Raw genomic sequence first — 12295 nt, 5'->3', positions numbered from 1 at the left:
CCAACGGATTCTCGCCAATGCCTCGGCCAGGCCCGTCGGCCCGATGCCGACGGTATGCCGAGGCAGATCCATGTGGCGGGAATCCGTTTATCGTTGCCGGCATGCACTCCGTGGCGATCCTGGTTCTCGATCATGTGGTGCCGTTCGACATGGCGGCCCCCATGCAGGTGTTCGACTGGACACGGCTGCCCGATGGGCGGCACCCCTACCGGGTGCGCCTGTGCGCGGAGTCGCCGGAAGTGGTGGCGGACGGCGGTTTCGTTCTCCGGGTCGACCGGGGGCTCGACACACTGGAGGACGCCGACACGATCATCGTGCCGGGTTGCTCCGACGAGGCGGGGCCGCCGTCCGCCCGGGTGGTGGCGGCACTGCGGCAGGCCGCGGAGGCGGGCACGCGGATCGCGTCCGTGTGCGTGGGTGCCTTCGTCCTCGCCGAGGCCGGGCTCCTGGACGGGCTGCGCGCCACCACGCACTGGGTGGCCGCCGACATGCTGGCCCGCCGCTTTCCGCGCGTGGAGGTGCAGCCGGACGTGCTGTACGTCGACAACGGACAGATCCTCACCTCGGCCGGTGCCGCCGCCGGTCTGGACATGTGCCTGCACATGATCCGGCGCGACTTCGGCTCGGCCGTCGCCGCGGACGCCGCCCGGATGAGCGTCATGCCGCTGGAACGGGAGGGCGGGCAGGCGCAGTTCATCGTGCACGAGCATCCGCCGGTACCGCGGGGGTCTGCGCTGGAACCGGTCCTGGAGTGGATCGAGGACAATCTGGCCAGGGAGATCACCCTGGGGGCCATGGCGGCACGCTCGGGGATGAGCGAGCGCACCTTCAGCCGCCGGTTCCGCGAGCAGACGGGCACCACGCCTCTGCAGTGGCTGCTCCGCGCGCGGGTGCGACGCGCTCAGTATCTGCTGGAGAACAGCGACCACCCGATCGAACGGATCGCCCAGCAGGCCGGATTCGGCTCCCCCACGGCGTTCCGAGAGCGCTTCCGCCGGGTGGTCGGCACGACGCCGCACGCCTACCGCACGGCCTTCCACGGGAAGAAGGCCGTCCCTTCGGCGAGCGCCTGACCGTCCGTCCGGACGTACCTCGCCTCGTTGTCGATGATGACTGGGGCCTGTCCTGCGGATCAGCCCGGGATCGGCCTGATCCGCAGGACAGGCCCCGTTCCGGCGGTGTCAGACGGCCAGCGACAGACCGCTCTCCCCGTCCGGATCCGTCACCTCGGTGGCATCGACCGTGCGCCTGCCGGCCAGCAGCAGGGCGTCCGCCTCGGCGATCGCGTCGTGGATGCCGGTCTTGCCCATCATCACGCACAGTGTGTAGCTGACATCCTCCAGCTCACGTGCCGCCGCCGGCGTGTACCGCTCAGCCTGAGCGATCTGCAGCGACGCGTACCGCGTCAGCAACTCTCTGACGACCTTCGGGTCCGGTACGAGCACGAAGCGCCCCTCTCTCGATTTTCGCTGCGTATGCCCGTACAGGGGCGAAACATTCACACACCGCCCTCACTTGTCCTTGGTTGGCGAAAAACTTTCGATAACTGACCGACCGTCAGCTCGAATGGTCAGCGCCCTACCCAAAAAGGAGCGGAACCACCCGCTTCCCCACGCGTCGCGCGCAGTTGAGCAGAGAGCAAACCCCCTCACAGGAACGGTGTCCCGATGAACTGCTCCAGCCGTCTGCTCTGCGTCCTCTACCTCTCCACCAGCACCGGGCTCGCCTGGATCGCGGTCCTGGAGTACCGGTACGGCCCCTGGTGGGCCGCGTGTCTGTTCGGGGCCGCCAGTCTCGTGCCCGTCGTCGCCGCCGCCCGCGAAACGGTGATCCGTGACCAACGCCGTGTCGTGGTACGGCTGTCCGAGCGGGTGGCCCGGGCGCGTGGGCACGCCGGCGTCGCCGACGTGATCGTCAGCGCGGAGCTCGGCGCCGCCTGCTGCGAGCGCTGGTGGACGAGCCTCGGCACCGACCATGACGCGACCTGCGCCCACCGGGCACGAAGGAGCAGCGCCGCATGACGGGCCCCGGGTGAGGCCCGCCACCGGTCGGCGGTCAGGCGGCCTGGCCGCTGTGCAAGGCCGCGTACGCCCCGCCACGGCGCAGGAGTTCGTCGTGCGTGCCGATCTCCCGGATCCGGCCGTCCCCCATCACCACGATCCGGTCCGCGCCCCGCGCGGTGGACAGCCGGCGCGCCACGACGAACGTGGTGCGTCCGTGCAGCAACCGCGCCGGCGCCTCCTGGACGAGCGCCTCCGAGCGGGTGTCCCAGCGCCGAGGTCGCCTCGTCCAGGATCGGGATCCGGGGGTCCCGGATCAGCGCACGGGCGATGGCGAGGCGCTGCCGCTGCCCGCCGGACAGGCGTGCGCCGTGTTCCCCGACCAGGGTGTCGAGGCCTTGCGGCAGCCGGTCGACGAACTCCAGCGCGTTGGCGTCGCGCAGCGCCGCGCGCACCGTCTCCTCGTCGGCGTCGTCCCTGCCGTAGGCGACGTTCTCGCGGACCGTGCCGTCGAAGAGGATCGACTCCTGCGGCACCACCGACACGAAGCGCCAGCGCTGGTCTCGCCGGGTTCGACGGCGAGGGTGAAGTCCCGTACGGCGGCACGTCCGTCGGTCTCGTAGGAGTAGCCGACGGCGTCGAAGGGCACGGCCCCGCGCAGGGAGGGCAGCTCCGCCTTGCCCTCGTTGTCCTCCGGCTCGGGCGCCTGCAGCACCTCGCCGACCGATCGGACGGACTCCAGCCCCTTGGTGATGACCGGAGCGAGTCCTGCCAGCGTCGTCGTGGAGTTGGTGAGAGTGGTGAGGAACGCGCTGAGCATGACGACGTCGCCGGGCGTGCCGCCCCAGACGCCGTAGTACGAGATCAGCCCCGCGCCGGCGAGGACGAGTACGCCGATCACGTTGAGGACGACCCAGGCCAGCGAGCCGAACCGGCCGTTGACCAGGTCGAGACGCATCCCGGAGGTCAGCAGTCGGCGCAGCGTTCCGTCCATGCGACAGGAACTCCGGTGTGCGGACGGCGATGATGACGAGGCCGCCGGTGAGCACGGTGAGCGCGCCGAGGCCGTTCTCCGCGGTCTGCTGCACCATCTGCTCGACAGTCTCCACGTCGCGCACCACCTTGGCCTGCGGCACTCCGGCGCTGACGCGTGAGTGACAGCCGATGGAGTGCTGCTGCATGCGGGTGCACAGGGCGGAGCGCAGGGCCGTGCCCATACGGCGGACGCTGCCGTACAGGAGACGCACGTAGAGCACGTGCAGCGGGTAGTTGATCACCGGATGAGCAGGATGATCCCGGTGCTGGTCCAGAGCCGGCCGACCGGCTGGTGCTGGACGATGGTGTCGATGATGGACGCGGTGATCAGGGGCAGCAGCCAGATGGGGCTGTGTTTGACGGTGATGACGCCGACGGCCGTGGCCAGCCGCCGGCGGTCGGCGCGGAACAGGTAGGCGAGTGTGCGGACCGGATGCTCGCCCCGGTAGCGGTGGTCGAGCGGTCTCTCCAGCGGCGATGCCGTCGGCGGTGGTCCTCCCTGGTTGCCGAAGGTGCGGCAAGCGCTTTCCCGTCGGGTCGGCAGGGAGGCCGCCACACCGTTTCGTACTCCGGGAATCCGCCGGTGGCAGGCGTCGGTTCACTCCCCCAGCGTGCGTGCCAGTTCCGTCGTGGCCTGGGCGATCTCGGCGTCCTCTTCGGCCAGCAGGTGTCGCAGGGCGCTCCGCCGGGCGCGGACGGCCTGCCGGGCCTTGCGTTCCCAGACCACGGGATTTTCGCGGTGGTTGAGCAGCTTCGGGTAGACGGCGGCGGTGCTCTCCCACTGCCGGGCGTCAGCGATGTTCCTGAGCAGCTGGATGATCTGCGCGCGGCAGGTCACCTGGGGAAGCTGCGCGAGCTCCCACAGGAAGGGGACGGTCGCGGCGGTCGCCTGCTCCACCACGAAGCCGTACTGGCAGATGCGTTTCCGCAGGTCGTCGAGGGCGGCCTGGGCGGTGCCGGGGTTCCCCCAGGCGACGCTGTTGAGCAGCAGGGGGATGGCGGCGGCGGAGCCGGTGGAGTCCTGGATCTCGGCCCAGGGCACCTGGCCGAGCCCTGCGAGGGGCGCGGTCCTGGCCGGCCTGTTCGGCGGCGCGTGGCGCTCTGTGCGCTGGGTGCCCGGCTGCTGGATCGGAGCGGTGCGCATGGCGTGGGGCCTTTCCGCGGCAGTCATGTCAGATGAGGGGACACGGTCGACAATCTGGCCCAGACGGTCTTGCCCGCGGGGGGTCTGGGGGTCCAGCCCCACTCCTCCGACAGTGCGTCGACGATGCACAGGCCGCGGCCGTGCTCGTCGAGGTCGGCGCCGTCCGGCGGCGGGTAGACGGGCGGATTGTCATCGGAGTCGCAGACGCTCAGCGTCAGATGTCCCGGGTCGAGGGCGAGCCCCAGCCCGACCTCCGTCCCCCCTGCCGCGGCCGACGGCATCGCGTGTGTCACGGCGTTGGAGGCGAGTTCGGTGATCACCAGGAGGGCATCGTCGCTGCGATGGTCGAGCGACCACCCGCGCAGCGTGTCGCGGGTGAAGGCACGGGCGCGGGCGAACCCGTCCCGGTCGCACGCGATGCGCAGCGCGACCGAGACGGGCCTGCCGCCCGGTGACCCGGGCTGCGCGATCGGCCGCTCCCCCGCGGAGGCCGATCGTGCCGTGCGGGACAGCCCGCCGACCTGGCCCATCGCACCCGCCCGTGGCGCGAGCTGGCTCAGCGGCCGAAGCGCTCTGGGCGCAGGTGATGACACGGCATCTCCCTGATGCGACGTCAAGGCAGGGCGTTAACCCGGGGGTTGACGCCACAGCTATTATCCACGCTGACAGCGCTCGCGTGCAATTGCACGAGAAATTGCGCGAAATTCGGTGGGGAGCCGGTAGGGCCGACGAGGCGCGGTCCGCGCTCCCTCCCCCGGCGGCCGGTTCCCCACACGGCGCACGGCGGGGAACCTGAACAGCAAGGAGACTGCGGTGCCACCAGTGCAGAACGGAGTGCGGGCCAGCTCGTTGGACGCCCGCTGGATGAAGAGCCGGCACAGCAACGCCGAGGGCAACTGCGTCGAGGTCGCTGCCGTCGACGGGGGCATCGCGCTGCGCAACTCCCGCGATCCTGACGGACCCGCGCTCGTCTACACGCCCGCGGAGGTGGCGGCGTTCGTGGCCGGTGCGAAGGACGGCGAGTTCGACCATCTGCTGTGAGACGGAGCCGACTCGCCTGTGAGCCCCGGAGTTCTGTGTGATCGGGCCCCGGGGCCCGGCGGATTGCGCTAGTGTGATTTCTCAAGTCTGCCGGTCTGCTGGGAGTACAGGATGTCCGCCGCGCCGCATCGCCTCTCCCGTCTTGAGCCCTACCTCGACCGGACCGAGCCGGCTCCGACCCTGCTGAAGATGCTCGTCGGTGTTCAACTGGCTGGATTCCGTGAGGATGCCGGGCTTTCGCAGGACCAGGCGGCCCGCGCACTCGGGTTCAGCGGGGCGAAGCTCTCGCGCATCGAGTCCGGCAAGGGCCGCAGGCCCCCGACCGAGCGCGACGTCCGCGCGCTGCTGGAGCTGTACGGCACCGATCCCTACGAGGCGTCGGTGCTGCTCAAGCTGTTGCAGCGCGCCGGTGAGCCCGGGTGGTGGCAGCGCTACGACAAGCGTCTGATGCCCGAGTGGTTCGACCGGCTGGTCGGGCTGCAGGAGGCGGCCGCCACCATCCGGACCTTCGAGATCCAGTACGTCCCCGGTCTGCTGCAGACGGCGGCGTACACACAGGCGGTGGTGGAGCGCGGCCTGCCGAACGCGCCGGCGAGCGAGGTGCAGCGGCGCGTCGAACTCCGCATGCGGCGTGCTCAGTTGCTGACGCGCGCGGATGCTCCGCAGCTGTGGGCGATCATCGACGAATCCGTCCTGCTGCGGGTACTGGGCAGCCGGGACGTCATGCGGGCGCAGCTGCACCACCTCGTCGAGATGGCTCAGCGCCCCAATGTGACATTGCAGGTGGTGCCGCTGGACGTGACGAACGCTTCGGCTCCGGCGATCCCGGTCACCTATCTGCGCTTCGGCGGCCTCGACCTGCCGGACGTCGTCTATCTGGAGCACATCAAGAGCGCCAACTTCCTGGAGGACCGGGACGAGACGGAGGAGTACCGGCTCGCCCTGGACCGGCTGGCGGACGAAGCGCTCACACCCCGTGAGTCCCTGCGGTTGCTGCGCGACACTGTGCAGCAGCGCTACTCCGAGAGCTGAGGGCCGCCGCGAGAGGCGGCGGCGGCCCGTGGTGCGCAGGGGCCGAGCGCTGCCGCCCGCGTCTGCTGTGACTAGCGGATGCGGCCGACCCCGCCGAACTCTATCCACTCCTGCGTGAGCTGACGGGGAGCCACCTCGTTGTCGGGCCGCCAGGTGGACACTTCCACCAGGCCCGGTTCGAGGACGTCCATGCCCTCGAACCACTCGGCCACGTCCTTCTCCTGGCGTACGCGGCCCCAGTGTCCCTGCGTCGCCTGGTCCATGAAGCTGGTGACGAAGTCTCGGACCTCGGGATCCTCGCTCACGAGCTGGCACATGACCAGGTAGCTGCCGGGCACGAGCCGTTCGGCGACGCGACGGACCACGGCCGGCGGGCCGTCGGTCTCGCTGTCGGGGATGCAGTGGAAGACCGAGTTGAACAGCACGGCCACCGGCTGCGAGAAGTCGATGAGGCGCTCGGTTTCGGCGTGGGAGAAGATGGTGTCGGTGTGCCGCATGTCGGCGTGGATGACGGCGGTGCGGTCGTTCTGCTCCAGCAGCGCCCGGCCATGGACCAGCACCATCGGGTCGTTGTCGACGTAGACCACGCGCGCATCGGGGTCGATGCCCTGCGCGACCTGGTGCACGTTGTTCTGGGTGGGCAGACCGGATCCGTGATCGAGGAACTGCCGGATTCCGTAGTCCGCGGCCAGCGTCCTGACGACCCGTTGGAGGAAGCGCCGGTTGTTGACGGCCAGTGCGCGGGTGCTGGGGACGACCTTGTCGAGCTGCTCGCACGCCGCCCGGTCGGCGGCGTAGTTGTCCTTGCCGCCCAGGTAGTGGTCGTACATGCGAGCTGCTGTCGGCACGTTGGCATCGATCTCCGTGGACAGCTGCTTGTCGGTCTGCATCGTTCCCCCAGCTCGTACCGCACCACCTGCACTGGCATGACCGAGAGTACATGCTAGGGACGTTGCGGTTGCCGAAACCAGTGCACGAACGCGATGAAGGTGTGGCAGACGTCAACCTGCCCTGATTTTCGGGTGCTTGGGGCCGGTGGGCGGGAGGCTGAGGGTTCTCCCGCCCCTGGCCCGTCGCGACTCAGACGGCGTCCAGCTCGGCGATCTCTTCGGCGGTGAGGGTCAGTTCCGCGGCGGCGATCGAGTCGCGGATGGTCTCGGGGCGGCTGGCTCCCGGGATCGGGATCACCACCGGCGACTTGGCGAGCATCCACGCAAGGCACACGCGCTGCGGGCTCACCCCGTGGGTTTCGGCGACGCGGGCGAACGGCGCGTAGGCGGAGCCCAGTTCACGCGCCTTGGCGATGCCGCCGAGCGGGCTCCAGGGCAGGAACGCGATGCCGAGTTCGTCGCACAGGGCGAGCTCCGGCTCGCTGGAGCGGAAGGCCGGGGAGAACTGGTTCTGTACGGAGACCAGCCTGCCGCCGAGGATCTCGTTCGCCTGCTTGATCTGCTCGGGGTTCGCGTTGGAGATCCCCGCCATGAGGATCTTCCCCTCGTCCAGCAGCTCGCGCACCGCGCCGACGGAGTCGGCGTACGGGACGCGGGGGTCGGGGCGGTGGAACTGGTAGAGCCCGATGGCCTCGACACCGAGCCGCCGCAGGGACGCCTCGCAGGCCGCCTTGAGGTGCTGGGGGCTGCCGTCCAGGGTCCAGCTGCCGTCCCCGGGACGCAGGTGGCCGCCCTTGGTGGCGACCAGGACGTCTCCGCCCCGGTCATGGGAGGCGAGGGCCTTGGCGATCAGGGTTTCGTTGTGTCCTACCTCGCCGGCGTCCCGGTGGTAGGCGTCCGCGGTGTCGATCAGCGTCACGCCGGCGTCGAGAGCGGCGTGGATGGTGGCGAGGGAACGGTCCTCGTCCGGCCGTCCCTCGATCGACATGGGCATCGCGCCCAGGCCTATCGCGCTGACCTCGACATCACCGATACGGCGAGTGTGCATGTGCTCGTGACCTCATTTCGGCTGTCGCTCCCCAGCGATGGCGTCCGGACGTACACCAGCCTGGCTGAGCTGGAGGCAGAGGTCCAATAGAAGAAAGAGAACGCATCCAGCACTCGCGTAACTGAATGTGGTGGCCGGGGGTGCCCCTGTGACTTTGGCCAAGGGAAGATGGGGGTCGCGACGGCGGGCTGCTTCCGCTGGGCAGTTTGCCTGCCGCCTCGGTTGCGGTCACGGGGGCTCCCCGGCAGGCCGGTGGCGGTACCGGCCTGTCGGGGGCACTTGCGGTCAGGCGAGGTTCTTGGTGAAGAAACTGTGGCACCCCGAGGTCGGCGACCTGGAGCTGACCTACCAGTCCCTGGACCTGCCCCTGTCCCACCGGGCCATGCACGACCTGACCCTCTACACCGCCGAACCGGGCACCACCTCCGAAGACCGAATCAAGCTCCTGGCCAGCCTGGCAGCGACCCAGCCCCAGGCAGAGCCCGCTGACCAGCCGCACCAAGCCGCGCCGTCAACGCTCACACCCCGATCCGGCACCAGCGAAAACCGCCCACCCACGTCCACATGAATGAAATGGGACCAGTTCCGGGCCTTCTTCTCCCTCCGCGCCGGGCAGGGCGACACCGCGCTGAAGGCGAGACACCGAGATGCCGCCGGCTTTCCGGGGATCAGGGCGGGACCGCGCAGGTGCCGAACTCGCCCCCGCTCGACGGCTGCACCAGCCCTGCCCAGATCGCGATTCTGGAGGCCGCGCTCGCGATCTGACAGTGCCGCCGGAGCCGGTCCCCCCAGGCCATGCACTCGGCAAGGGGAGGTAGGCATGCCAACCGAAGGCTGCCAGCCCCGTTGGGCTGCTGGCTCGGCGCTTGGCGAGAGGGGCTTGCGCTGTCGCCCGGTTCGTGTGGCACGCTCACCCTCGGCCGGTCGCCGTGGGTGCCGGTCGTCATCAGGCTCGGCTCTGTGGAGAGGCGACGGTATGCGCATCGGACTGCTCGGCACCGGCCCCTGGGCTCAGATGGCGTACGCCCCTGCCCTCAGCGGGCACGACGATCTGGACTTCGCCGGCATATGGGGTCGCCGGGTGGAGGCCGCCAAGGAGCTGGCCGGCCGTCACGGCACGCGGGCCTACGACGACGTCGACGCGCTGTTCGCCGACGTGGACGCCGTCGCCGTCGCGCTGCCCCCATCTGTACAGGCCGAGCTGGCGGTGCGGGCGACGCGCGCGGGGTGCCATCTGCTGCTGGACAAGCCGCTCGCCGCGACGGTGGAGGCGGGGCGGGCCGTGGTCGAGGCGGCCGAGGAGGCCGGTGTCGCCTCGGTCGTCTTCTTCACCACCCGCTTCCAGCCCGAGACGGAGGCGTGGATCACCGAACAGGCGGGCAGACAGGACTGGTTCACGGCGCGGGCCCAGTGGCTCGGCTCGGTGTTCACCAGTGACAGCCCGTTCGCCGACTCGCCGTGGCGGCGGGAGAAGGGCGCTCTGTGGGACGTGGGTCCGCATGCCCTGTCCGTGCTGCTGCCGGTCCTCGGTGACGCCCGACGCGTGGTGGCGGCCGCGCACGGTGCCGGGGACACCGTCCACCTGGTCCTCCACCATGTGGGCGGCGCCTCCAGCACCCTCACCCTCAGTCTGACGGCCCCGCCCGCTGCGGCCGGAGCGGCCGTGGAGCTGCGCGGCGGGGCCGGGGTGACGCTCCTTCCGGAAAGCTCGGAAGGAGCGGTTCCGGCACTGGGCCGGGCCGCGGACGCCCTCCTCGCCGCCGTCCGTACGGGGCGCGCGCACCCGTGCGACGCCGCGTTCGGCCTGCGGGTCACGGAGATACTGGCCGCGGCCGAGGCCCTGCTGGACAGCGACGCACGCTAGCCGGTCACGGCGGTATGCCCGGTCGGCGACGTATGCGCTGTCCCGGCCGACCTCAGGAGCTCGTGAGGATGACGAGTTGCCGGGTCGCCCTGGTCATCGCGACATAGTGGTCGACCGCTCCTTCGATTCCCTCGCCGAACGCCTCCGGGTCGACCAGGACGACCAGGTCGAATTCGAGCCCCTTCGACAGTTCCGGGGTCAGCGACCGGACGCGGGGCGTCGCACGGAACGTGGGATCGCCGATGACGCAGGCGATCCCGTCGGCATGTGTGGCGAGCCAGGTGTCGAGGATCGAGTCGAGATCCGCGACAGAGCCGTGCGCGACGGGGATGCCGCTGCTGCGGATGGAGGTCGGCACGTTGGCGTCCGGGAGCACCGCCCGGATGACCGGCTCGGCCTCCGTCATCACTTCCTGCGGCGTCCGGTAGTTGATGCTCAGGGACGCCACGTCGATCCGGTCGAGCCCCACCCCTTCGAGCCGCTCCTGCCACGACTCCGTGAACCCGTGCCTGGCCTGGGCGCGGTCCCCGACGATGGTGAAACTGCGGGACGGGCAGCGCAGCAGCAGCATCTGCCACTCCGCGTCGGTCAGTTCCTGGGCCTCGTCCACGACGATGTGCGCGAACGGACCGGCGAGCAGGTCCGGTTCGGTGCCGGGCAGTGCGGTCTCGTCGATCAGGCTGTCCTGCAGATCCTGGCCACGCAGCATCGTCACGGCGCCCTCACCGTCGTCATCGGCCGCGAGCACGTTGTCGATGACGTCGCGCATCCTCTCGCGTTCGGCGGCGACAGCGGCCTCGTGCCGGCGCTTGCGCCGCGACGCCTCCGGGTCGCCGAGCCGCTGCCGTGCCGCGTCCAGGAGCGGCAGGTCGGACACCGTCCAGGCCTGAGCGTCCTTTCGCTGCAGCTTCCGGACGTCGTCGGGGCTGAGCCACGGAGCGCACATCCGCAGATAGGCGGGCACCGACCAGAGGTCACCGACCAGGTCAGCCGCTTCGAGCAGCGGCCACGCACGGTCGAGCGTCCCGGTCAGTTCCTCGTCCTGCAGCAACGACCTGCGGAACAGGCCGGGCGAGACGTCGCCGCCGTGCCGGTCCATCAGGATCCTGACCAGTTCCTCCCAGATCTGGTCGCGGGCTTCGTTGTGCGGAGTCCCTGGTTCTGCCGCCTCGAACGCCTCGGCCCAGTCGTCGGCGCTCAGCCAGACGTCGGACCAGGGGGTCGAGACCGTCATCCCCTCGGTGGGCGGCTCCTCGTAGAACCTGACGGCCGTCTCGATCGCCTTCACCATGTTCGCGGACGACTTCAGCCGGGCCACGTCCGGGTCGGTGTCGATCGCTGCTCCGGCTCCCCCGGCGACGAGGTCCCGCAGGACGCAGGTCTGCACGCCCTCCTCTCCGAGGCTGGGGAGGACGTCGGCGACGTAGGCCAGGTAGGGCCGGTGCGGGCCGACGAACAGCACTCCGCCGCGACGGTGACCGAGGCGGGGGTCGGAGTAGAGGAGGTAGGCGGAGCGGTGCAGAGCGACGACGGTCTTGCCCGTGCCCGGGCCGCCGTCGACGACGAGGGCGCCGCGGGATCCCGCCCGGATGATGGCGTCCTGGTCGGCCTGGATGGTGGCGAGCACGTCTCGCATCCGGCTCGACCGGGCGCTGCCCAGGCCGGCGATGAAGGCGGACTGGTCGTCGAGCGCGGCATGCCCTTCGAGCTCGTCGGCGGTGAACACCTCGTCCCAGTAGTCGCTGATCCGGCCGTGGGTCCAGCGATACCTGCGTCGGCTGGTCAGCCCCATCGGGTCGGCGTGGGTCGCCGCGAAGAACGGCTCGGCCGCGGGGGATCGCCAGTCGAGCAGCAACCGCCGGCCCGCGCTGTCGGTGAGGCCGAGTCGTCCGACGTACACGGGCTCGGCGTGGTCCGCGCCGACCATGCGCCCGAGGCACAGGTCCAGGCCGAAGCGGCGCAGGGCGCGCAGGCGACCGGTCAGCCGGTGGATCTCGACGTCCCGGTCCATCGCCTCCCGGCCGAGGCCGCCGGGCGCCCTGCGCTCGGCGTCGAGGCGGTCGGACACTTCGGCGATCGCCTGCTCAAGGCACTCCGCGATGGCCGCGAAGTGCTGCTCGTCACCCGCGATCAGCTTCGGGTCCGCCTTGGCGGAGAGCTGGTCGGGAAGGTCGAACGCACTGGTGGTCAGCAAGGTCACGTCAGCTCCGATCCGAGGTGGTGCCCGCGAAGTCCGGCGGA

12 protein-coding genes and 1 pseudogene are annotated in these 12295 nt (G+C 70.4%); 6 read left to right on the top strand and 7 right to left on the bottom strand.

The window, feature by feature from the left end:
* Positions 1 to 101: 101 nt before the first annotated feature.
* A complete protein-coding gene (locus tag NW895_RS22870) occupies positions 102 to 1073 on the top strand; it encodes a helix-turn-helix domain-containing protein (protein WP_289937666.1) in 972 nt (323 codons plus the stop codon).
* A 108-nt stretch (positions 1074 to 1181) separates the two neighbouring features.
* Here NW895_RS22870 and NW895_RS22865 read toward each other — a convergent pair whose 3' ends face one another.
* Positions 1182 to 1445 (bottom strand): DUF5133 domain-containing protein, encoded by a 264-nt coding sequence (locus NW895_RS22865; protein ID WP_289937665.1) that lies wholly within the window; start codon positions 1443 to 1445, stop codon positions 1182 to 1184.
* 222 nt (positions 1446 to 1667) lie between these two features.
* On the opposite strand from NW895_RS22865, the gene NW895_RS22860 reads away from it, so the two are divergent.
* The gene (locus NW895_RS22860; RefSeq protein WP_289937664.1) at positions 1668 to 2021 is read left to right on the top strand and encodes a hypothetical protein; all 354 of its coding nucleotides are present in this window, start codon (positions 1668 to 1670) and stop codon (positions 2019 to 2021) included.
* 34 nt (positions 2022 to 2055) lie between these two features.
* On the opposite strand, the pseudogene NW895_RS22855 reads toward NW895_RS22860, so the two are convergent.
* The 3 genes and pseudogenes from NW895_RS22855 to NW895_RS22845 all read right to left on the bottom strand — a co-directional run bounded on the left by NW895_RS22855 (position 2056) and on the right by NW895_RS22845 (position 4772).
* A pseudogene (locus NW895_RS22855) lies at positions 2056 to 3507 on the bottom strand (ABC transporter ATP-binding protein/permease).
* A 126-nt stretch (positions 3508 to 3633) separates the two neighbouring features.
* Positions 3634 to 4179: a hypothetical protein gene (locus tag NW895_RS22850; protein ID WP_289937663.1), complete on the bottom strand. Its 546-nt coding sequence runs from the start codon at positions 4177 to 4179 to the stop codon at positions 3634 to 3636.
* A 23-nt stretch (positions 4180 to 4202) separates the two neighbouring features.
* On the bottom strand, positions 4203 to 4772 hold the full coding sequence (locus NW895_RS22845; RefSeq protein ID WP_289937662.1) for an ATP-binding protein: 570 nt from the start codon (positions 4770 to 4772) through the stop codon (positions 4203 to 4205).
* Between the two features lie 220 nt (positions 4773 to 4992).
* Between NW895_RS22845 and NW895_RS22840 the strand changes: the two genes are divergently transcribed.
* Both NW895_RS22840 and NW895_RS22835 read left to right on the top strand, forming a co-directional pair.
* A complete protein-coding gene (locus NW895_RS22840) occupies positions 4993 to 5220 on the top strand; it encodes a DUF397 domain-containing protein (RefSeq protein WP_289937661.1) in 228 nt (75 codons plus the stop codon).
* Positions 5221 to 5331: 111 nt separating this feature from the next.
* The gene (locus NW895_RS22835; RefSeq protein ID WP_289937660.1) at positions 5332 to 6252 is read left to right on the top strand and encodes a helix-turn-helix transcriptional regulator; all 921 of its coding nucleotides are present in this window, start codon (positions 5332 to 5334) and stop codon (positions 6250 to 6252) included.
* A gap of 71 nt (positions 6253 to 6323) precedes the next feature.
* On the opposite strand, the gene NW895_RS22830 is transcribed toward NW895_RS22835, so the two are convergent.
* Both NW895_RS22830 and NW895_RS22825 read right to left on the bottom strand, forming a co-directional pair.
* The gene (locus NW895_RS22830) at positions 6324 to 7142 is read right to left on the bottom strand and encodes an SAM-dependent methyltransferase (RefSeq protein WP_289937659.1); all 819 of its coding nucleotides are present in this window, start codon (positions 7140 to 7142) and stop codon (positions 6324 to 6326) included.
* Positions 7143 to 7332: 190 nt separating this feature from the next.
* Positions 7333 to 8190, bottom strand: coding sequence for an aldo/keto reductase (locus tag NW895_RS22825; protein ID WP_289937658.1), 858 nt, complete (start codon positions 8188 to 8190; stop codon positions 7333 to 7335).
* A 127-nt stretch (positions 8191 to 8317) separates the two neighbouring features.
* Between NW895_RS22825 and NW895_RS22820 the strand changes: the two genes are divergently transcribed.
* Together NW895_RS22820 and NW895_RS22815 are read left to right on the top strand one after the other, a co-directional pair.
* The gene (locus NW895_RS22820; RefSeq protein WP_354670103.1) at positions 8318 to 8758 is read left to right on the top strand and encodes a hypothetical protein; all 441 of its coding nucleotides are present in this window, start codon (positions 8318 to 8320) and stop codon (positions 8756 to 8758) included.
* 408 nt (positions 8759 to 9166) lie between these two features.
* Positions 9167 to 10054 carry a Gfo/Idh/MocA family oxidoreductase gene (locus tag NW895_RS22815; RefSeq protein WP_289937655.1) on the top strand — a complete coding sequence of 296 codons (888 nt, stop codon included), beginning with the start codon at positions 9167 to 9169 and terminating at the stop codon, positions 10052 to 10054.
* 52 nt (positions 10055 to 10106) lie between these two features.
* On the opposite strand, the gene helR is transcribed toward NW895_RS22815, so the two are convergent.
* A complete protein-coding gene (gene helR, locus NW895_RS22810) occupies positions 10107 to 12254 on the bottom strand; it encodes an RNA polymerase recycling motor ATPase HelR (protein WP_289937653.1) in 2148 nt (715 codons plus the stop codon).
* Positions 12255 to 12295 lie beyond the last annotated feature (41 nt).

Source organism: Streptomyces sp. S.PNR 29, assembly GCF_030386795.1.
In the GTDB taxonomy this organism is placed as follows: Bacteria; Actinomycetota; Actinomycetes; order Streptomycetales; family Streptomycetaceae; genus Streptomyces.
The sequence above is the reverse complement of the archived record's forward strand: the minus strand, read 5'-3'. Positions and strand labels throughout refer to the sequence as shown.